The sequence below is a fragment of the Bradyrhizobium sp. UFLA05-125 genome (assembly GCF_059803515.1).
Window position 1 is genome coordinate 102,003 of sequence record NZ_JBANBJ010000011.1, and the last position, 20,132, is coordinate 122,134.

The window sequence follows — 20,132 nt, forward strand, 5'->3', positions numbered from 1 at the left end:
CTTCCAGCCTGGCCGTTTCGTCGTCCTGTTAGCAATTTTCGCGCCGACTAAGCAAATCGACGGCGATCACTGACCATTGGTCTTGCGGGCCGTTTTGGGCGCCTCGTCCTTCAGCCGCTCCAGCGCATCAGGCATCATGCGGCCGAACATCGAGCTCAGCATCGCGGTCGGGATCAGGCCCGCATTGCCGGTCTCCTGGCCCGGTCCGCCGGACATCAGGAATTGTGGCACCAACGGCTGATTGATCTTGGTCAAGGCTTCCGCGAACTTCGTAAAGTTTTGCTCGGCCAGGCGGAATTCCGGCCCGCCATAGGCCTCGACCGAGAGCTTGGTCGCCTGCGCGTTCGCAGCGCCGACCGCGAGCGCCCGATCGGCCTCGCCCTGACCTTCGAGCCGCGACTGCTCGCCGACCGCAGCCGCCGTCACCTTTCGGGTCTCTGCGTCCTTCTGCGCGCGGGCGAGTGCTGCGGCGCCTTCGTTCTCGTTCACCTTGATCTGGATCAGCGATTGCGTCAGCGCCGACTGCGCGGCCGCCGTCGCCTTGGCCTCGTTCAGCGCGCGCTCCTGCACCGCAGCCTTTTCCTGCTCCTGGTAGGTCTCGATCTGCTCACGCGCGATCTGGCGCGAACGGAGCTGGATCAGGATGTCCTCGATCGTGTGGTCGCCCGCGGCGGCGCGCGGCGTACCGATCAGGACCTCCTGGAGGTCGAGCGAGTAGCTTGCGAACTTCGCCTTCATCTGCCCGGCCGACTCCTCCTGGACCGACGCGCGGTTCTGCAGCAGCTCGATCAGCGTCATCTTCTGCGCGATGTTCTTGAAGAACGCGCTGACCATCGGATCGAGGGTCTGCTCGACGAGCTTCTTCACGTCGCCGAAGCGCTGGATGATCATCGGCGCCTTCTTGTAGTCGATGTGCATCACCACCGAGAGCGGCAGCGTCGGCTCGAACGCATCCTTGGTGATCAGCGAGATCTCCGACAGATTCTCATCCAGCTTCATCGCACCGACTTCGCCGCGTACCCATTTCAGGATGAAGTTGACCGTCGGGATGATCTCGATCTTGCCCGCATAGGTGTTGAACGCGTACTTGCCGGGCAGCAGCGGATCCCGCCAGACACCGCGACCGCCATTGAGGACGAGCTCACCGTGGCGATACTGGTCGCCCGACACGTCGTCGGACTTGGGTCCGGTGTAGAAGATGACGACGCCGACGTTGCCGACCGGAATCACCGTCTTCGGTACGGCCTCGACGGTCGCGAACAGGCGATTGATGTACCAGGTGCCCTCGACGATGATCTGAAGCTGCCGGCCGCGATAACCGCCGGCTCTCAGGAATTGCTCGGGCTCCTGGAAATTATTGTGAAAGGTCTCATCGTCGTGCAGATCGACGCCGACCTCGGGCGCGATGATCTCGCCTGAAGGCAGCGACGGACCGTCATGCACGGTGACGATGCCGACCAAGTCGTGATCGGCCGCGAGCACGACGGGCGCAAAGCCCCATCGCTCGGCGATCGTCAGCTGCATCGCGTCGAGCACGCCGCGCTCCTGCTCGCTCAGGGCATGGCCGTAGACGCGTTCATCGGTGATGATCGCGAACTGCGTCGTGTTGATCGCATAGGTGCCTTCGCGCAGGATCTTGCGCTGCGGTCCCTTCTGCCCGCCGCCGAGCAGGAATCGACGCGTGTCCTCGAAGTCCGACTTGTGCTCGGTGTCATTGGCGCCGAGAACCTGCGAAGCGCCGAGCGGCGCGCCGTCGCGCGCGAACACATAGGCGATTTTGCCCTGTCCGACCGTGACGAGATCCGATTTGTGGATGCGGTACATGAACGGAAAGAACACGTGCAGGCCACCGCGCAGGACTTCCGGCTCGTAGCCGGCTTCCCCGTTCAGCGCGATGAAGCCGCCGGCGATCGAGCCCTTGGTCGTCCATAGCTTCTCGACGATGCCGACCTGGTTGTTCGGGATATAACGGAAAATATTGGCGACGCGCAGCAGGATCAGAAGCGCGATCACTGCCGCGGCCCACAGCGCGGGCTGGATCGGCCAGGCGCCATTGAAACCATTGAAGTCCATAGTTCATCTCCACAATTCGCAACTGGGCGGCTTTGGTTAACCAAGCCACACCCCAGAATTGCGGGAGCGCAGATGTGAATACGGAGCCTGCTTCGCAAGCCGCGTGTCGCGCAAAGCCGTGCCAATCTTTTTTTATTGGCTACTTGACGGACGGGACGGAGTAAGAAACGCGATCGGTTCTGAAAAACCGGACTTGAGAATGGCGATCCCGGGATGACTCGAACATCCGACCTACGGTTTAGGAAACCGCCGCTCTATCCGGCTGAGCTACGGGACCGCGGAACCTGCATAGGGTGCAGGCGCTTGCGGCCTCCATAGCAGAGCAGGTCGCAAATCGCCAGCCTTGCGATGCGCCGAATGGGTGGCAACGCGGCGGTCTCAATCATGCTCCTCGAGCTGGGCCGCCGCGCCGTGAACCGGGCAATTCGCGTCCGGAGCGGCCAGCATCCCGGACGGCTCGAGCTCATCCGTCTTGGAGTCATGGGCAATGACGGCGCAGGTGCAGCCGAGCGCGATCGCCTCCGCCGTTCCGGGTTTTGGTAACGCGCCATCCGGCGTTGCAGGTATCCGCATCAAAACCTCCCGCCTGTTGGATGTCCATTTCTCCCGCAAAGCGAAACATTGACCATCGTCAATCGTTTCATCCCCGCTCTAATATCCCCGATTTGGTCCATCGGGAGCGCCACCATGATCGAGAGCATCAGCGCCATCACCCTCGCCACCCATGACATGGCACGTGCCGTCGGCTTCTATCGTTCGCTGGGCTTTGAGATTCTGCACGGGGGCGAAGCCCAGGCGTTCACGAGCTTCCGCGCCGGTCCCGGTTATCTCAACCTGATCGCCCAGCCCACGGACAAGCGCTGGTCCTGGTGGGGCCGCGTCATCTTCTACGTCGCCGACGTCGATGCCATTCATCAGCGCGCGCTCGCGGCCGGATGGCAGCCCTCGACCGCGCCACGCGATGCCGAATGGGGCGAGCGCTACTTCCATCTCACCGACCCTGACGGCCACGAGCTGAGCTTTGCGCGGCCGTTGTCCTGATCCGATAAGTCATGCCCGCTGACGTTCCCCAATGGGCAAGTGGCGGCGTCTCAGCCGCTGTGGCAAGCTCAGTGCGGTTTCCTCATGCGAGAAGTGTATCGGGCTCTAACCAGGGAGGACGACCATGGTGGCCTATGTCGTGCTGGGAAACTTCACCGACCAGGGAATCCGCAACGTCAAGGATTCACCGAAGCGGGCCGACGCCTTCAAGGAAATGGCGAAGACATTCGGCGTGACCGTGAAAGAGCTCGTCTGGACGCAGGGGCGATATGACTTTGTGACCCTTCTCGAGGCTCCAGATGAGGCCGCGGCCATGTCGCTCAGCGTCAGCGTTGGCGCACTCGGCAATGTCCGCACGGAAACGCTACGCGCTTTTTCAGGCGCGGAAATGACGAAGATCGTCGGCAAGATCGCCTGACGCAAAAGCGCGCGACACTTCGGCCAGCGTGGGTGCGGGCTCACCGGTCCGCAGTGCAGCCCGGCAGATCGAACAGCGCCGCGAGCCCGCATTTCGAGGTCAGCATCTTGTCGCCGTCATGGCCGATGCCGGCGACGTCGAAGAGCTTGTGATTGGGCGTGCCGTGGTCGCGCTTGGCCATCGCGTCGGCATAGGCGTGGCCGCGGGCGTAGCGATAGGGTCCTTGCGCGCGCGCCATGCAGCTCTTGTCCAGCGCCGGATGCTCAGGATTGGTGTCGAGCGTGCCGAGCAGATAAATCACCTCGCGCTCGACATAGCGCTGTTCGAGCGCGGCGGGCGTGGCGTCGCTGAGATAAGGCGGTCGCCCCTCCATGCCGTATTTCCAATTGTCGTAGCCGGCGCAGGAGGCGGCGATCGACGGCTCGGGCCGCTCGCTGCTGAAATATGCGTAGGATGACGGATTGGCGACGACGTAACGAACCTCGATGTGTTGGCGCGACAGCGCCGCCTCGCCCCTGCCCGCGATGGCATAACGCTGCGCGACCTGGCCGCCGCCGGAATGACCGGCCACCACGACCTGCTTGAGATTGGGGAAGATGCGCCGGTCGCCGAGCTTGGCGAGGATCGCATCGAGTGCCTCGAACGAGGAGGCCGGGTTTGGCGCAAGCGCGGCCTCGCCGCCCTCCCATCCCTCCAGCGACCAGCGCAGCGTCTCGTCGGGCAGCTTGTATGCGTCGGCGTCGATTTGCGCCAGAAACTGCGGAACGATCATGATGGTGGCCCGGCCCTCGTCGCCGGCCGCCGCCTGCGCCGCCCGCGCCGACTTGTAATAAACATCCGCATTGCGCAACCGCCCATGCAGCACGATGACGGCGCGGGTGATCGCTGGCAGTGGCAGCGCCCAATCGCTGGAGAGATAAAGTGGCAGGACACCCTGATCGCCGACCGCAAGGCGGGCGTCGGCGACCGCCTTCACCGGTGCGCGGTTGGGCGCCTCCTCATCGGCGGCATTCGCGTGACACGACAGCAGTGTCAACGCAATCGCCGTGACAAATGTCCGCCATCCCATAGGCAAAATTCCTTTCCACGCGAAGACTCGACTAGAAGCCTTCTTGACTTGAAGCCTTCTTGCAACTCTATGCGCATCATGTGCCATGCCGCTGTGACCGGCTGGCCACGTCAAGCAAAAAATGTCAGCAATGCAGCCATGAAAATGTCGGGTTCCACGGGTGACAAGTGGCTGGAAACAGGCGAAAATTCGGCTGATTCAGTTGAGTTCCACAAAGATTGTATCTGTTGAATGTCGTTCGTGATCGCTTCGCGTAGCGCGAGATTGTCGCTTGGCTTGATTGCAGGGCTCATCCTGCTGATGCCGGCGCATGCCCGCGCGGAATGGTGGAAGCGCACGCCGGGCGATTTCGAGGAATGCGCCGATCGGGCCGAGAGATATGCAACCAAGCAGGAGAAGACGGCGGCGCTCGCCGAGTGCAACGCCAAGTTCGCCGGCCGCCGCAAGATAGGTGGCGGGTACACCTACTACGACGTCCTCCAGGATCGCAGCTTCGACATCACCGGTCCCAATCCGACGCCGGAGGAACAGAAAAAGATCGACGAGTCCTACGCCGCCTATCTCGCCAATCAGCGTCGGGCCAACCTGGCTGCCGAGGCCGCCGCTAAGCAGCAGCAACAGCAACAACAAGAGCAAGTCCAGCAGGTCGCACTGCGCACCGAGACGGCGCGCGTGCCGGTTCCGGTCGAGCGGCCCAAGCAGCCGCGCCCGAAGGCATGCACCAAGGACTCGTTCTCCTGCGAATGGCCAAGGCTGTCGGAGAGCTTGAACGAACTGAAGAAGCTGTTCAGCCCGGCGCCGAGCAAGGCGAAGAAGGGCTGAAACCTTCGCACCGTCCCTGCGAGCCGGGATCGGGGACTCTCCTTACCCTCCGCCGTCATCGTCCGACTTGATCGGGCGATCCAGCATTCCAGAGACGGCTGTGATTGAATCGATAGGCCGCGGCGTACTGGATTCCCCGCTTTCGCGGGGAATGACAAGGGAGCCTGTGGCCTCGAGCGTCGCCAACTGGCCTTGATAAGCCGCAGCACCATGCAGCGCGTCAATTCGTATGCTTCTTCCTTGAATGCTTGTGCGTGGTCGCCGGCGCGGTGGTCGGCGCAACCGTCGTCGTCGCGCCGCCCGGCGCCGACCGGCTTTCCTGCAACCGCCTGTCATAGCCGGGCGACGGTGTGACGGTGGGTGGAACGGCTTGCGCAAGCGTGGATGCACCGCAGAGCATCGCAGCCGCAATCACCATCATCAGAACAGGCTTCATCGGCACGCCTCGGGTCGGACCAGCACGCTCATGCACGGCCGCGGATCTGCCGCGGCGTCAGGCGCGGCGGGCCTTGGCCTGCGCTTTCCGCCTCCCTGATCAGCGCAGCAATGCGGCGACACAGCGGCACGTCCACCCCGTGCTGGTCCGCCAGCGCGATGATCGCCCCCTGCAGATAGTCGATCTCGGTCTTGCGGCCCTGCTTCAGGTCCTGCCACATCGATGAGCGCGCCTCGGGATCGATCTTCATTGTCCGCCCCAGGATCACGTTGAAGATCATGTCGGGCAATCGCAGCAGCGTCGGCGTCCAGCGCGGCGGAATCGGCGTCGCCGACACCGGCTTGATATCAGCCGCCGTCATCGTCGCGAGCCCCTCGGCCATTTGGTCCGCAAACAATCTTCGCCAGTCCCGGTTCGCGAGCTGCGCGGCAAGCGGCATGTCGGACAAGGCGCTCAGCGCATTGTTCAGATTGATGATCAGCTTGCCCCACTGCACGCCGGCGATGTCCGGGCTCGCGCGCATAGCAAGGCCCGGCACCGACAGCGCCGCGGCCGTATTGGCCTGATCCTTCTCGACATGAATGTCGCCGGAGGTCGAGCGGTGGAAACGCCCCTCGCCCATCGCGATGACGTTGAACGGCACCATGCCCGCGAGCACGCGTCGCCCCGGCAGTCTCTCGCGCAGGAGACCCACATTGCCGACGCCGTTCTGCAAGGAGACGATGACGGCATCCTGCGGCGCATGCCGGGCGATCAGCTCGGCGACCTCAGTCGTGTCGGCGCTCTTCACGGTCACCAGAACGACGCCAACACTGTGAAAAATCGAGGCATCTTCCGACAGCGCGAGCTGGCCTGCGGAGAGTCGCCGTTCATCCCCGTCGAAATCGGTCAGGCGCAGGCCGAACCGCTCGATCTCGGTCTTCACCCGCGGCCGCACCAGAAGCGCCACGCGGCGGCCGGCGGCAGCGAGCGTGCCGCCGACGAAGCAGCCGATGGCCCCCGCGCCCGCAACGGCGATCGGTCGATCCGTCACCACCTAATCTCTGCTCCCCAAACAACTTGCCGCTTTCGACAGCGGCGTTGACCGGACCTGCGCCTGCCGGACCTTCGATAGCAAAGGCCGCGCCGCTTGCCCATCGGCCCCTGCGGTTGCGGCGCGACCGCCTTGTAACCGTCATGAGAGCCCCATATGTTTTCGCCCGGGGCATGTTCAGCGGGAGAGCACCATGGGTCTACTCGACGTCCTCAACGGCATGCAGAACGGCCCGCGCGGCCCCAGCACGCCGAGCTCGCAAGAATCCTCCGGCGGCATGTCGCCAATGAGCATGGCGATCCTTGGCCTGCTGGCGTGGAAGGCATTCAAGCATTTGACGGCAGGCCAAGGCAGCGCGGCGCCGCAATCGTCACCCTTGCCGCCGCCGACGCAAGCGAATGCCGGCGGCGCAGCGCTTCCGGGCGGCGCGCCCGGCGGCGGCGGGCTCAGCGATGTGCTCAAGGGCGGCCTCGGCGGCCTGCTCGCCGGCGGCGCGGCCGGCAGCGTGCTCAGCGGCGGGCTCGGCGATCTCCTCAACCAGCTCCAGCAAGGCGGCCATGGCGAAACGGCGAATTCCTGGGTCGGCAAGGGTGAGAACAAGCCTATCGCACCGGGCGATCTCGCCAACGCGCTCGGCGCCGACCAGATCCAGAGCCTGTCGGCCCAGAGCGGCCTGTCGCGCGACGAGCTCCTGTCAGGTCTCAGCCAGTATTTACCGAAGGTGATCGATCACCTGACGCCGGACGGACGGCTGCCGACCGAGAACGAGCTGTCGGACAGGATCTGATCGAGCTCTGATTTCAGTCGTATCGTTGCTGCAAGGGGAGTTGCGAACATGGGCGGGATTATCTGGATCATCGTCGTCGGCTTCGTCGCCGGCCTCATCGCGCGCTGGCTGATGCCGGGACCGAAGAATCCGCAGGGCTTCATACTCACCACCGTCCTCGGCATCGTCGGCGCGTTTCTCGCAACCTTTATCGGCCAGGCCATCGGCCATTACAGCCTGGACCAGGGCGCCGGCTTCATCACCGCCACGATCGGCGCGGTGGTGGTGCTGTTCATCTGGCATCGCCTGGTGGCGAGCGGCGTGATCAAGGGCTGACGGCATAAGCCGGGGCTAACTGAAACCACGAGCCTCTGCTGCTACTCCGCTCGTCATGCCCCGGCTTGACCGGGGCATCCAGTACGCCTTGGCTTCCCCGCATACGATTGATGTCTCTGGAATACTGGATCACCCGCTTTCGCGGGTGACGACAGCGGGGATGTGAATCGCACCTGCCGTAAACGCGCAATGACGCATCACGTAACCAAATGCAGCCCGGCATCCATGCGCACGATCTCGCCGGTCATGTTGCTGGAGGCTGGCGTTGCCAGGAAGCAGACGAGCTGCGCGACGTCGTCGGCGCTCGAGGCGACCTTGAGCGGCACTTTCGCGACCACGTTGTCGCGCACCTGCTTGGCAGCATCCTCGCCGCGGCCCTTGGTGAACCAGGGCGTATCGATATAACCGGGACAGACCGTGTTGACGCGGATCAGCGGCGCAAGCGCGCGCGCCAGCGACAGCGTGATGGTGTTGAGCGCGCCCTTGCTCGCGGCATAGGCGATCGAGGAACCGACGCCGCTGATGCCGGCAACGGAGGACACGTTCACCACCGCTGACGCCCGCCCCGAGGCGTTCGCGCCGGCCTCGAGCAGCTTACGTGCGGCACGCACCATCTGGAATGGACCGATGGTGTTGACGCCATAGAGCCGCTGAAAATCTTCCGCCGACAATCCGTCAAGATTGGCGTGAGCGACGTGCTTGGTCGTACCGGCATTGTTGATGAGCGCGTCGAGCCGGCCCCAGGCCTCGGCCGCCGCGACGATCCTGCGGCAGTCCTCGTCGCGCGAGACATCGCCCTGCGCGATCACAACCTCGGCCGCGCCTGCCTTGCGACAGGCCTCGGCGGTGGCCTCGGCTTCCTTCTGGCTCGAGGAGTAATTGATGACAAGCCGCGCGCCGCCGCGCGCGAGAATTTCCGCGGTCGCAGCTCCAAGACCGGATGCGGACCCCGTCACGATTGCGCACAAGCCGTCCTTTGCCATCCGGTTATCCTCTCTTGCTGTGAATGCCAGCGGTCTGTTTAGCGAGTTTGCGGACGGCTGCAAATCGACCAAACTCCGCTAAGCGGAATTAGTCTCTTTGCCCATGCCCGCGCCGCAGGCGGACCTGCGACCAACGCTTGTCAGGGCCGTGGCTTTTTCCGATCATCGGGCGCAAGAAGAGAGCTGCGCACCCGCTCGAAAACACGGGCGCGCCAATGGCAAAACACGGGGAACGCTGTGGCGGAGAGTGACAACATCGTCGTCGAGACCGCGGAGAAAATCTTCGCCGATCTCGCTGATCCGCAAACCATCAACAACGACAAGAAGGACGCGTGGAAAGCGCCGCTGTGGCAGGCGCTGAGCGAGGCCGGCCTGCCTTTGGCGTGGGTGCCGGAGGACCTTGGCGGCTCCGGCGCAAGCCTTGCCGACGGCTTTGCGTTCCTCAACGCGGCGGGACGTTTTGCCATTGCGGTTCCCCTGGCCGAAACCATGCTCGCCGGCTGGCTGCTCGCGCAGGCGAAGATTGCCTCCCCCGAAGGCGAGATGACGGTGCTGCCGGCAAGCCCGCAGAACCGCATCACCCTCAATCCCGACGGCTCGCTCTCCGGCCGCGTCCGCGACGTGCCTTTTGCGAAAGCCGCAAGGCATTTTGCGGTGCTGGCGCATGGCGCAGGCGGCGTGTCCATCGCGCTGGTCGATGCCGGCAAGGCTAAGGTCGAGGCCGGGCTCAATGTCGGCTACGACGACAGCGATGTCGTGACGCTCGACAAGGTCGCGCCCATCACAATCAAGCCCGCGCCGAAGCACCTTGATCAGACCACGCTGATGCTGATGGGCGGGGTGGCGCGCAGCCTCCAGATCGCGGGCGCGCTGGAATCCATGCTCGACATTTCCGTGCGCTACTCCAACGAGCGCGTCGCGTTCGAGAAGAAGATCTCGAAATTCCAGGCGGTGCAGCACAACCTCGCAAAGCTCGCCGGCGAATCCGCCGCGGCGCTGGCGGCTGCGACCTCCGCCGCCGATGCGATCGCGAGCGCGACCGCCTTCAATGACGAGGTCTATCTCGAAGCCGCCTCCGCAAAAATCCGCTGCGCGGAGGCCGCCGAAAAGGGCGGCGCCATCGCGCATCAGGTGCACGGCGCAATCGGCTTCACCATCGAGCACATCCTGCATCGCTACTCGCTGCGGGCGCTGGCCTGGCGCGACGATTTCGGCTCGGAGAGCTACTGGGCCGTCGAGCTCGGCAAGCTCGTTGCCGCCAGAGGCGCCGATGAATTGTGGCCGCTGGTGGCATCACGCTGAGGGATAGGAAACAAAAACATGACCGCTGCCCTCCGTTTCGATCCGATCCGCCTGCCGCCGAAATGCGAGGAGCTGCGCAAGGAAGTGCGCGCCTTCCTCGCCGAGGAAATGGCCCGCGGCACCTTCAACCCTTTCAAGCCAAATCGCGAGGACACCGACGTGCCGGAATTTTCCCGCCGCGTCGGCGAGCGCGGCTGGATCGGCATCACCTGGCCGAAGAAATATGGCGGCCATGAGCGCTCCTTCCTCGAGCGCTATGTGGTGACGGAAGAGATGCGCGTCGCGAACGCGCCGACGCGGCGCTTCTTCGTCGCCGACCGCCAGAGCGGGCCGATCCTGCTCAAATACGCGCCGGAGCACATCAAGATGGACATCCTGCCGCGCATCTGCCGCGGCGAATTGTGCTTTGCCATCGGCATGAGCGAGCCGAATTCGGGGTCAGACCTGTTCGCGGCCAAGACGCGGGCGACCAGGACCGACGGGGGCTATCTCATCAACGGCACAAAGATCTGGACCTCGTCGGCGCACATCGCCGACTACATGATCGCGATCTTCCGCACCTCGCAGCCGACCAAGGAAAACCGCCGTCACGGCCTGACGCAGTTCCTGGTCAAGATGAAGCAGCCGGGCATCAAGGTGAACCCGATCGGCCAGATCACCGGCCAGTACGAGTTCAACGAGGTCGTCTTCACCGACCATTTCATTCCTGACGATCACGTGCTGGGCGAGGTCGACGGCGCCTGGAAGCAGGCGACATCCGAGCTCGCTTACGAGCGCTCGGGTCCGGAACGCTTCCTCGAAACCTACTACGTGCTGACCGAGCTGGTGCGCGCAATCGGCAGCGATCCGGATACGCGCAGCGCCGAAGGCATCGGCCGCCTCGTCGCGCAGCTCCACACCATGCGGCGCATGTCGGTCTCGGTTGCCGGCATGTTGCAGGCCGGCAAGGAGCCCGTGGTGGAGGCCTCCATCGTCAAGGACATCGGCACGGTGTGGGAGCAGCAGCTGCCGCATCGCGTGCGCGATCTCGCCGCCTTCGTCGAGGAGACTGCCACCAATCGCGAGACACTCGAGCGGCAGCTCGATTTCGCCATCAAGACCGCGCCGAAACTGACCATCCAGGGCGGCACCACCGAAGTGCTCCGCGGCATCATCGCCCGCGGACTTGGTTTGCGCTAACGAGGATCATCATGACGAGCTACAAGGACATCGGCGTCGAGAAGGTCGGGCACGTCGGCACCATCGAGATCCGCCGCCCGCCGCTCAACTTCTTCGACATCTCCCTGATCAACCAGATCGCGGATGCGCTCGACGAGTTCGATTCTGACATCGAAATCCGCGCCTCCGTCCTGTCGGCGCAGGGCAAGGCGTTCTGCGCCGGCGCCAATTTCAACGACCCGGCCCGGCAGGAGCAGGAGGCGCGCGCAGCAAAAGGCGATCCGGCCGATAGCCTTGGGCCGATCAATCATCTCTACATCCAGGCCGTTCGCATCTTCCGCGCCAAGAAGCCGATCGTCGCCGCCGTGCATGGCGCAGCCATCGGCGGCGGGCTCGGGCTCGCGGTGTCGGCAGATTTTCGTGTCACCTGCCCGGAGGCGCGCTTCTCCGCCAACTTTACCAAACTCGGCTTCCATCCCGGCTTCGGCCTGACCGTGACGCTGCCCGAGCTGATCGGCAAGAACAACGCCGAGCTGATGTTCTACACCAGCCGCCGCGTCACCGGCGAAGAGGCCCACAGATGGGGCCTTGCCAACGAACTGGTGCCGCAGGACCAGGTGAAGGCGGCCGCGTTGAGGCTCGCCGGCGAGATCGCCGAATGCTCGCCGCTCGGCCTCGTCTCCACGCGTGCCACGATGCGGGCAGGGCTGGCCGATCGCGTGATGGCGGCGACCAATCACGAGCTCGCCGAGCAGACGAGATTGCGGGCGACGGAGGATTTCAAGGAGGGCGTGAAGGCGACGGAAGAACGGCGCGTGGCGAATTTCAGGGGGCGGTGATTACGACTGCGCAAGCCGACGCCGTTGCTTTCCGCTGTCGCCATATTCTCGACTGTCGTCCCGGCGAAGGCCGGGACGACAGCGGTGTTTGCGCTAGCTACTTCCGCCCCACCACCAGCGCGTCCACGATCGTCACACCCTGCCCTTCCGGATGTACAAGCACCGGATTGAGCTCGATCTCCGCAATCTCCCGCGCATGCCGTGCCGCAAGCACGGAGATGTCCGCGATCAACTGCGCCAGTGCCGCAACATCCGCCTTGGCAGCCCCGCGAAACCCGTTCAGCAGCGGCGCTGCTTTCAGCCCGGCCAGCATCGCGCCAGCTTCCGCCGCGCTTACCGGCGCGGGGCGGTAGATGACGTCGCGGAACAATTCGGTCGTGATACCGCCGAGCCCCACCATCACCATCGGGCCGAACGTCTTGTCCGTCATCGTGCCGACAATGATCTCGACGCCCTTCTTTGCCATTGGCCCAACCAGAACGCCCTGAACCGCGGCATCCGGCCGATGCCTGCGCGCATTGTTCAGGAGTTGCTCGAACACCAGAAACACCTCGCCTTTGGTCGTAACGTTCACCCGCACGCCGCCGACCTCGCTCTTGTGCGGAATGTCGGGCGACTGAATCTTCATCACCAGCGGAAAGCCGGCACGCGCGATCGCCGAATCGAGTCCGCTCTTCTCTGCGACCAGCACCTCGTCCGGGAGCGCGATGCCGGCCGAACGGAGTAGGGCCTTGCTGTCGGTTTCGGACAGCACCGGCGACGTCAAAAAAGCCGAGAAATCGTGCCCCGGTCGCTGCGCCTCTTCCGCAGGCTTGGGCAGGTCAAATCTCGCGAAGTCCACAAGCTGCCGCAAAGCGCCCCCGACATGGGTGAGGCCCGACAGCACAACGACGCCGGACTTGGCCAGCTCCCGTCGCGCAAAATCCGATGGCAGCGTGTAGGAATAGAACACCACGGGCTTCCTCTGCGCCGCCAGCAGCGGCTTCAGCTCCGCCTCCTTGAAGGGCATCCGCACCTCGCTCGACAGCGACAGCATGACCAGGATCGCATCGACCTCGTCGGAAGCGCTGAGCAGATCGACGCTTTTCTGCAAACCGCCCGAGGTCACGCCCTGGGCGGTGACGTCGATCGGATTGCGTGCAGTGCCGTAGGACGGCATCAATGTCTCAATCTCCGCCTGAACCGGCTCGGAGAGCTCCGGCACCTGCAAGCCCCTCAGCGCCACCGCATCGGTGCCCCAGATGCCCGCGCCGCCGGACACGGTGACGACTGCAACACGATCGCCCTTCGGCAGCGGATTGCTGGCAAGCACCGCGGCGATCGTGAGCGCTTCGTCGAGATCGTTCGAGACGATGAAGCCGTACTTGGCGAACACGGCATCATAAGCCGAGGACCATCCGGCCATGCTGGCAGTGTGTGATGCCGCCGCACGCTCGCCCGCACTGCTGCGGCCGACCTTGGTCACGATGACGGGCTTCTTCATCCCGGCGGCACGCCGTGCAGCTGCGAGAAATTTCTCGACGTCGCGGATGCCCTCGATGAACAGCAGGATCACCTCGGTCGAGGCGTCCTGCACCAGATAATCCAGGAACTCGCCAGCGCCGAGATCGGACTCGTTGCCGGTCGAGACGACGTAGCTCACGGCAACGCCGAGCGCCTTCGCGCGATTGTAATAGGCAAAACCGATGCCGCCGCTTTGCGCGACGATGCCGATCCGCCGCGTGGTCGCGACCAGCGGCGCCACGCCCGGCTTGACGTCGACCGCCGGGCTGAACGTCGCCGCCACGCGCTGCACCTGGCTGAAAAACCCTTCGGCATTCGGGCCGGAGATGCGCATGCCCGTGCGTGCGGCCAGATCAGCGATTGCCTGCTGCATCACGGCGCTGTCGCCGCCCTCCTCCGCGAAGCCCGAGGAGATGATGACGGCGTTCTTCACGCTGGCGGCGGCGCATTGCTCGAGCGCCGGCAGCACCACGAGCGCCGGGATCATGATGACGGCAAGATCGATCGGCACACCAATGTCGGCGATCGACTTGTAGCAGGTGAGCCCGTCGATCTCGGCGTAGTTCGGGTTCACGGGATAGATTCGTCCGGGATACTCGTTCTTGCGCAGCATCGACAGCAGCCGGCCCGGGATCTTCTCATGATCGCGCGAGGCGCCGATCAGCGCGATGCTTGCCGGCGCGAAGAAGCTGTCGAGCAGATGCGGCATCGGGTATGTATCTCTTTGCTCTTGTTCAACCTATCCCCGTCATGGCCGGGCTTGTCCCGGCCATCCACGCCTCGCCTCCTGCACCAGCATCTCGGGTCAAGAACGCGGATGCCCGGGACGAGCTCGGGCATGACGACCCAACAGGCAAATGTGCCAACTGGTCAAGCACTGAGCCGGAACGTCACCCCACTCAGCAAGAATTCATTGCCTGCTACCGCGAGCCCCTTCTCCCTTGCAGCGTGCAGAACACCCGCGACATCGGCCACGCGGAACTCCAGCGCGCTCATGATTTCAGCGCCGCCCTTGACGAAGCGGAAGGTGGCGTTAGGCAGCTTCAGCTCGGTCTCGCCATTATCCGCCTTGCTCGGCGCGACGCCGATCAGTTTCCCCCAATGCTCGGCCAGGCCTTGCGGATCCGGGCTCTGCATCTCGACCGCCGTCAGCGCCTGCGTCACGTCCTTGCGGATGAACTTTTGCCAATCCGGCCCCGCCGGCGGATAGGGGCCCAAGATATCGTCGCTGCCCTTGGTGTGATTGAACTCGATGAAGGCGGCGCGGCAGTCGCGGGGATGCAGTTGCACCCCTTGATAGGGCGGATGGTCAATCACGTTCGCGGTGCGCACGCCCATTGCATTCGCGTTGCGGCCGCGCGCGTCCGGATCGTCGCAGCAGAAGATCGCCATATAGCCGCCGCGGCCACCGGTCTTGGCGATGAAACGGCCGGCTGCGGTGCCGTCCCTGGACGGCGCCACCACCTCCAGCAGGATCGTGTCGATCGGCAGCAGCGCATTTTCCAGGCCATATTTCGCGACATTGCCGTCGCGATAGCAAACGGAAAGGCCCATGATGCCTGCAATATCGGAGATCACGGGCTCGAGCTGAAGCGCAACCAGGCAGATCTGCCGCAAGCGTATATAAGGTGCCATGGTCAAGCGCCCTTGAAAGTGGGTTTCCGCTTCTCGACAAAAGCCTTTGCGGCTTCCTTGTGGTCCTCGGTATCGCCGCAGCGGGTGTGGTGAATGGCTTCGCCGTCGAAGCAGTCCTCAAGCGGGAGGTGTTCGGCATTGTTGATGTTGCGCTTGATGTAGCCAAGGGCGATCGACGGACCCTGCGCCAGCGACAGCGCGAGCTCGTGCGCGGCGGCGTCAATCTCGGCGTCAGGCACCACTTTCGTCACGAGGCCGATGGCCTGCGCCTCCTTCGCGCTCAGCACGGGCGACATCAGATAAAGCTCGCGCGCCCGCGCACTGCCGATGAGTTGGGTGAGGAAATAAGTGCCGCCGTAATCGCCGGAGAAGCCGACCTTTGCGAAGGCGGTCGTGATCTTGCAGGACTCGCTGGCGATGCGAAGGTCGCAGGACAGAGCCATCGAGAGACCCGCGCCAGCCGCCGCGCCGTCGAGCTGCGCCACCACGGGTTTGGGCATTTGATGCAGGATGCGCGACACCTCCATACCGCGGCGCAGGTTCGCGAGCTTGGTCTCGAACGGCAGCGGCGCACGCCCCTCGGCCATCGACTTGACGTCGCCACCGACGCAGAAGCTGCCGCCGGCGCCCCTGAACAGCACCGCGCGGACATCCGGATCATCGGCCGCGCGCCGCGCCGCCTCGACCAGCCCGCGCACCATGTCGGGGTTCAGCGCATTCTTGCGCTCGGGGCGGTTCATGGTGATGGTGAGCAGTCCGCCTTCGAGCTTTTGCAGGACCATGTCGTTGCTCATGGGTGTTTTGCCTTTCTTCTATGGTGCCACTCTCTCACATCGTCATTCCGGGGCGCGCCCCTTGGCGCGAGCCCGGAATCCATCCCCCAGCGATCTCTGCGGCCCGATGGATCCCGGGCTCTCGCTTCGCGAGCCCCGGGATGACGACCTGTTGTCGGGCTCGCTCCTCGCAATGACGGCTATTTCTTCACCAGCGGGCAGCGCGACTGCTCGAGCGACTGGAACGCCTCGTTGCCGGGCACGGTGGCGAGTAGCTTGTAGTCGTCCCACCGCCCCTTGGACTCCGACGGCTTCTTGACCTCGAACAGGTACATGTCGTGCACCATGCGGCCGTCCTCGCGGATCTTGCCATCATGCGCGAAGAAGTCGTTGATCGGCGTCCCTTTCATCACCTTCATGACCGCGGCGGCATCGGTGGTGCCGGCCGCCTTCACGGCTTTCAGGTAGTGCGTGACGGAAGAATAGACGCCGGCCTGCGCCGACGTCGGCGGCCGCTTCACGCGCTCCATGAAGCGCTTCGAGAAAGCGCGCGTCTCGTCGTTCATGTCCCAGTAAAAGGCCTCCGCCAGGAGCAGGCCCTGTGCGGTTTCCAACCCGATCGAATCGATATCGGTGACGAAGGCCAGCAACGGCGAGATCTTCTGGCCGCCCTTCATGATGCCGAACTCGGCCGACTGTTTGATGGCGTTGACGGTGTCGCCGCCGGCGTTGGCAAGCCCGATCACCTTGGCCTTGGAGGCCTGCGCCTGAAGCAGGAAGGACGAGAAGTCCGAGGTGTTGAGCGGATGCCGGACATTGCCCAGCACTTTGCCGCCGGCCTTCACCACGACAGTGCTGGTGTCCTTCTCCAGATCCTGGCCGAAGGCATAGTCTGCGGTGAGGAAGAACCAGGTGTCGAGGCCGGACTTCACAGCGGCAAGTCCGGTCGTGTTGGCCTGCGCAAAAGTGTCGAAGACGTAGTGCACGGTATAGGGGCCGCAGGCCTCGTTGCTGAGGCGGATCGAGCCCGGGCCATTGAAGATGACGATCTTGTTGCGCGCTTTCGCGATCTCGCCTGCTGCAAGCGCGGTGGCGGAGGCCGCGACGTCGTAGATCATCTCGACGCCCTGGTTGTCGATCATGTCGCGCGCGATGTTGGCGGCAAGGTCCGCCTTGTTGAGGTGATCGGCTGCGAGGATCTCGATCTTGCGGCCCAGCACCTCGCCGCCGAAATCCTCCGCCGCCATCTTGGCCGCCATCTCGCTGCCAGGACCGGTGATGTCGGCGTAGAGGCTCGACATGTCGAGAATGCCGCCGAGCTTGAGAGGCGGCTTGTCCTGGGCTTTGTCCTGGGCTTGCGCCGTGCTCGCGACCAACGCCGCGATGAAAATGCCGGACAAAATCCTCTTCATGGCAAACCTCCCTTATCGCGCCGTACTCTGATGGCGGCTTGATTATTGGTATTGGCGAGATCATGCAGCATGCGTCAGGGTGCAGCAAGCGCTGCAGCATCGCGAGGTGAGACGTTTGTTTTCCGCAAAATGGAATGACTTCGCAGGGTGGGCAAAGGCGCAAACGCGCCGTGCCGGCCAATTTCCTCGAACAACGAGTGTGGTGGGTACGCTTCGCTTGGCCCACCCTACGATACTCATCGCAGCAGCGCTTCTCGCGACCTGTCACGACACAGCCTTTGCCGCTGCCTGCCAGTTCGAACCGCAGGGCGAAGGACGCGTCGCCGACATCGTCGATGCGCGCAGCTTGCGTCTCGATGACGGGCGCGAGGCGCGCCTCCTCGGCATCGAGCCGACTGCAACGACGAAGCAGGCGCTGGCCGCGATGCTCGCCGGCCGCGACGTTCGCCTGCGCGGCACCGATGACACGCCGGACCGCTATGGCCGTCAGCCAGCGCTGGTTTTCGTCGGCGAGAGCGACACCTCCGTACAGGCCCTCCTGTTGTCCCAGGGTGATGCAATCGTCTCCGCCGAGATCGCAGACAAGGACTGCGCGGCAGCCCTGATGGCGGCAGAGGCCGAGGCGCGTCGCGGAAAAAAGGGCAGCTGGGCTGACCCATTGGTCATAAAAAACGCGGAAAGTCCGGACGATATTTTGACCGGGATCGGGCGCTTCGTAGTGGTCGAGGGTAAAGTCCTCTCCGTCCGGCAAGCTGGGGCAACGACTTACCTCAACTTCGGCCGGAACTGGACACGCGGCTTTGCTGTGACTATTTCAAGGCGCATGGTTCCGGCCTTCGAGAGCGCTGGGATCGTTCTCAAGTCCCTGGAAAATCGAAAGATTCGAGTCCGGGGTTGGGTCGAGGGAAATGTTGGGCCGCGGATTGACGCGCTCCGGGTGGGACAGATCGAATTGCTGGGCACGAACTAGCCGGGGTAAGGCCTTAAGGCCAGGCACGGGTTAAGCGACGTGGATGGGGTTTTGGGACGCGGAACAGAGGTGAGCCGCCGCCTTCGGGCTGCGCCGGCTGCGCTTTGCCTCGGTCTATCTTTTGGCCTCGGGACGCTGCTCTCGGGCTGCGGCGACATGGGCCGGTTCCAGACCGCGGCCCCGCCGGTCGTCGCACCGCCCAAGCCGAAGCCCGCGGTGGCGCAGACGCCGGCCACGGAGAAGGAACACGAGCGCATCCTTGCCAGCTATGGTGGGGCCTACGACGATCCCCGGCTCGAGCAGCTCGTCACCAAGACGGTCGAGCGCCTGGTCGCGGCCTCCGATCGTCCCGACCAGGGCTACAAGGTCACGATCCTGAATTCCGGCGCGGTGAATGCCTTCGCGCTGCCGAACGGCCAGCTCTATGTCACGCGCGGCCTGCTCGCACTTGCCAGCGACACCTCCGAACTGTCGTCCGTGCTCAGCCATGAGATGGCGCATGTGCTGTCCAAGCACGCCGCGATGCGCGAGGACCAGGCGCGCCAAGCTGCGATCGTCACCCGCGTCGTCACCGACATGAGCAACGATCCCGAGCTCACCGCGCTCGCGCTCGCCAAGACCAAGCTCACCATGGCGAGCTTTTCGCGCAACCAGGAATTCGAGGCTGACGGCATCGGCGTCGGCATCTCGGCGCGGGCGCATTTCGATCCCTATGGCGCGGCGCGCTTCCTCTCGGCGATGGAGCGCAACGCCGAGCTGAAGGCCGGCAAGAACGCGCTCGATCCGCGCGCGCAGGACTTTACCTCCTCGCATCCGGCTACCCCCGAGCGCGTACAGAACGCCCAGTCGATCGCGCGGCAATATGCAGCGCCGGAGGGCGCCGAGCGCGACCGCGAGGCCTATCTCGGCGCGATCGACAACATAGTCTATGGCGAGGACCCGAGCGAAGGCTTTGTTCGTGGCCGCCGTTTCCTGCACCCCAAGCTCGGCTTCACCTTCCAGGCGCCCGACAACTTCACGCTCGACAACACCGCGCAAGCGGTGATCGGCGTGCGCGAGGGCGGCTCACAGGCGATGCGCTTCGACGTCGTGCGGGTGCCGGCCGAGCAGACGCTCGGCGACTATCTCAATTCCGGATGGATGGAAGGCGTCGACAAATCCTCGACCGAGGACATCACCATCAACGGCTTCCCGGCTGCCGCCGTAACCGCCAAGGGCGACCAGTGGCAGTTCAAGGTCTACGCGCTGCGCTTCGGCAGCGACGTCTACCGCTTCATCTTCGCAAGCCGGCAGAAGACCACCGAGAGCGAGCGCAACGCGCGCGAGACGGTGAACTCATTCCGCCGCCTGACGCTCGAGGAAATCCAGGCCGCGCGTCCCTTGCGCATCAAGGTGATCACCGTGCAGCCCGGCGACACCGTGGAATCGCTCGCTCACCGCATGGCCGGCGTCGATCACCCGACCGAGCGCTTCCGCGTGCTCAACGGCCTCGACGCCCACGCGCAGGTGAAAGTGCGCGACCGCGTGAAGATCGTGGTGGATTGAGCTCTCGTAGGGTGGGCA

At 64.3% G+C, this 20,132-nt stretch carries 20 protein-coding genes and 1 tRNA gene; 10 read left to right on the forward strand and 11 right to left on the reverse strand.

Annotated elements, in window-relative coordinates; all coding sequences use genetic code 11:
• Positions 1 to 66: 66 nt before the first annotated feature.
• The 3 genes from SO156_RS13745 to SO156_RS13755 all read right to left on the reverse strand — a co-directional run bounded on the left by SO156_RS13745 (position 67) and on the right by SO156_RS13755 (position 2,646).
• Entirely contained in the window at positions 67 to 2,073 is a 2,007-nt protein-coding gene (locus tag SO156_RS13745; protein WP_498535138.1) for an SPFH domain-containing protein, read from the reverse strand.
• 200 nt (positions 2,074 to 2,273) lie between these two features.
• Positions 2,274 to 2,350 (reverse strand) — tRNA-Arg (locus SO156_RS13750).
• A 101-nt stretch (positions 2,351 to 2,451) separates the two neighbouring features.
• Positions 2,452 to 2,646: a hypothetical protein gene (locus SO156_RS13755; RefSeq protein WP_458148045.1), complete on the reverse strand. Its 195-nt coding sequence runs from the start codon at positions 2,644 to 2,646 to the stop codon at positions 2,452 to 2,454.
• A gap of 114 nt (positions 2,647 to 2,760) precedes the next feature.
• Between SO156_RS13755 and SO156_RS13760 the strand changes: the two genes are divergently transcribed.
• Complete coding sequence (locus tag SO156_RS13760) at positions 2,761 to 3,114, forward strand: VOC family protein (RefSeq protein WP_458148046.1); 354 nt, start codon at positions 2,761 to 2,763, stop codon at positions 3,112 to 3,114.
• A 124-nt stretch (positions 3,115 to 3,238) separates the two neighbouring features.
• On the forward strand, positions 3,239 to 3,532 hold the full coding sequence (locus SO156_RS13765) for a GYD domain-containing protein (RefSeq protein ID WP_449381148.1): 294 nt from the start codon (positions 3,239 to 3,241) through the stop codon (positions 3,530 to 3,532).
• A 40-nt stretch (positions 3,533 to 3,572) separates the two neighbouring features.
• On the opposite strand, the gene SO156_RS13770 is transcribed toward SO156_RS13765, so the two are convergent.
• Positions 3,573 to 4,601: an alpha/beta hydrolase gene (locus SO156_RS13770; RefSeq protein WP_498535139.1), complete on the reverse strand. Its 1,029-nt coding sequence runs from the start codon at positions 4,599 to 4,601 to the stop codon at positions 3,573 to 3,575.
• 231 nt (positions 4,602 to 4,832) lie between these two features.
• On the opposite strand from SO156_RS13770, the gene SO156_RS13775 reads away from it, so the two are divergent.
• Positions 4,833 to 5,423 (forward strand): hypothetical protein, encoded by a 591-nt coding sequence (locus SO156_RS13775; protein ID WP_498535140.1) that lies wholly within the window; start codon positions 4,833 to 4,835, stop codon positions 5,421 to 5,423.
• A gap of 220 nt (positions 5,424 to 5,643) precedes the next feature.
• On the opposite strand, the gene SO156_RS13780 is transcribed toward SO156_RS13775, so the two are convergent.
• Entirely contained in the window at positions 5,644 to 5,859 is a 216-nt protein-coding gene (locus SO156_RS13780; RefSeq protein ID WP_498535141.1) for a hypothetical protein, read from the reverse strand.
• Positions 5,860 to 5,887: 28 nt separating this feature from the next.
• Complete coding sequence (locus SO156_RS13785) at positions 5,888 to 6,895, reverse strand: 2-dehydropantoate 2-reductase (protein WP_498535142.1); 1,008 nt, start codon at positions 6,893 to 6,895, stop codon at positions 5,888 to 5,890.
• Positions 6,896 to 7,085: 190 nt separating this feature from the next.
• Here SO156_RS13785 and SO156_RS13790 point away from each other — a divergent pair, with 190 nt between their 5' ends.
• Together SO156_RS13790 and SO156_RS13795 are read left to right on the forward strand one after the other, a co-directional pair.
• Positions 7,086 to 7,679, forward strand: a complete 594-nt coding sequence (locus tag SO156_RS13790; protein WP_458148574.1) for a YidB family protein — start codon at positions 7,086 to 7,088, stop codon at positions 7,677 to 7,679.
• A 48-nt stretch (positions 7,680 to 7,727) separates the two neighbouring features.
• Positions 7,728 to 7,994, forward strand: coding sequence for a GlsB/YeaQ/YmgE family stress response membrane protein (locus SO156_RS13795; protein WP_458148575.1), 267 nt, complete (start codon positions 7,728 to 7,730; stop codon positions 7,992 to 7,994).
• Between the two features lie 197 nt (positions 7,995 to 8,191).
• Here SO156_RS13795 and SO156_RS13800 read toward each other — a convergent pair whose 3' ends face one another.
• The gene (locus SO156_RS13800) at positions 8,192 to 8,977 is read right to left on the reverse strand and encodes an SDR family NAD(P)-dependent oxidoreductase (RefSeq protein WP_458148576.1); all 786 of its coding nucleotides are present in this window, start codon (positions 8,975 to 8,977) and stop codon (positions 8,192 to 8,194) included.
• A 237-nt stretch (positions 8,978 to 9,214) separates the two neighbouring features.
• Between SO156_RS13800 and SO156_RS13805 the strand changes: the two genes are divergently transcribed.
• The 3 genes from SO156_RS13805 to SO156_RS13815 are packed head-to-tail and all read left to right on the forward strand — an operon-like array spanning position 9,215 to position 12,276.
• The gene (locus tag SO156_RS13805; protein WP_498535143.1) at positions 9,215 to 10,279 is read left to right on the forward strand and encodes an acyl-CoA dehydrogenase family protein; all 1,065 of its coding nucleotides are present in this window, start codon (positions 9,215 to 9,217) and stop codon (positions 10,277 to 10,279) included.
• Between the two features lie 18 nt (positions 10,280 to 10,297).
• Positions 10,298 to 11,458 (forward strand): acyl-CoA dehydrogenase family protein, encoded by a 1,161-nt coding sequence (locus SO156_RS13810; RefSeq protein ID WP_498535144.1) that lies wholly within the window; start codon positions 10,298 to 10,300, stop codon positions 11,456 to 11,458.
• An 11-nt stretch (positions 11,459 to 11,469) separates the two neighbouring features.
• The gene (locus SO156_RS13815) at positions 11,470 to 12,276 is read left to right on the forward strand and encodes an enoyl-CoA hydratase/isomerase family protein (RefSeq protein WP_498535145.1); all 807 of its coding nucleotides are present in this window, start codon (positions 11,470 to 11,472) and stop codon (positions 12,274 to 12,276) included.
• Positions 12,277 to 12,373: 97 nt separating this feature from the next.
• On the opposite strand, the gene SO156_RS13820 is transcribed toward SO156_RS13815, so the two are convergent.
• The 4 genes from SO156_RS13820 to SO156_RS13835 form a co-directional block, all read right to left on the reverse strand.
• Positions 12,374 to 14,488 (reverse strand): acetate--CoA ligase family protein, encoded by a 2,115-nt coding sequence (locus tag SO156_RS13820; RefSeq protein ID WP_498535146.1) that lies wholly within the window; start codon positions 14,486 to 14,488, stop codon positions 12,374 to 12,376.
• A gap of 161 nt (positions 14,489 to 14,649) precedes the next feature.
• On the reverse strand, positions 14,650 to 15,414 hold the full coding sequence (locus SO156_RS13825; protein ID WP_498535147.1) for a VOC family protein: 765 nt from the start codon (positions 15,412 to 15,414) through the stop codon (positions 14,650 to 14,652).
• A 2-nt stretch (positions 15,415 to 15,416) separates the two neighbouring features.
• A complete protein-coding gene (locus tag SO156_RS13830) occupies positions 15,417 to 16,208 on the reverse strand; it encodes an enoyl-CoA hydratase (protein ID WP_458148582.1) in 792 nt (263 codons plus the stop codon).
• A 179-nt stretch (positions 16,209 to 16,387) separates the two neighbouring features.
• A complete protein-coding gene (locus SO156_RS13835; RefSeq protein ID WP_458148583.1) occupies positions 16,388 to 17,599 on the reverse strand; it encodes an ABC transporter substrate-binding protein in 1,212 nt (403 codons plus the stop codon).
• Positions 17,600 to 17,816: 217 nt separating this feature from the next.
• Here SO156_RS13835 and SO156_RS13840 point away from each other — a divergent pair, with 217 nt between their 5' ends.
• Both SO156_RS13840 and SO156_RS13845 read left to right on the forward strand, forming a co-directional pair.
• Entirely contained in the window at positions 17,817 to 18,569 is a 753-nt protein-coding gene (locus tag SO156_RS13840; protein ID WP_498535174.1) for a thermonuclease family protein, read from the forward strand.
• A gap of 69 nt (positions 18,570 to 18,638) precedes the next feature.
• Positions 18,639 to 20,114 (forward strand): M48 family metalloprotease, encoded by a 1,476-nt coding sequence (locus tag SO156_RS13845; protein ID WP_498535148.1) that lies wholly within the window; start codon positions 18,639 to 18,641, stop codon positions 20,112 to 20,114.
• The last annotated feature ends 18 nt before the right edge of the window (positions 20,115 to 20,132 follow it).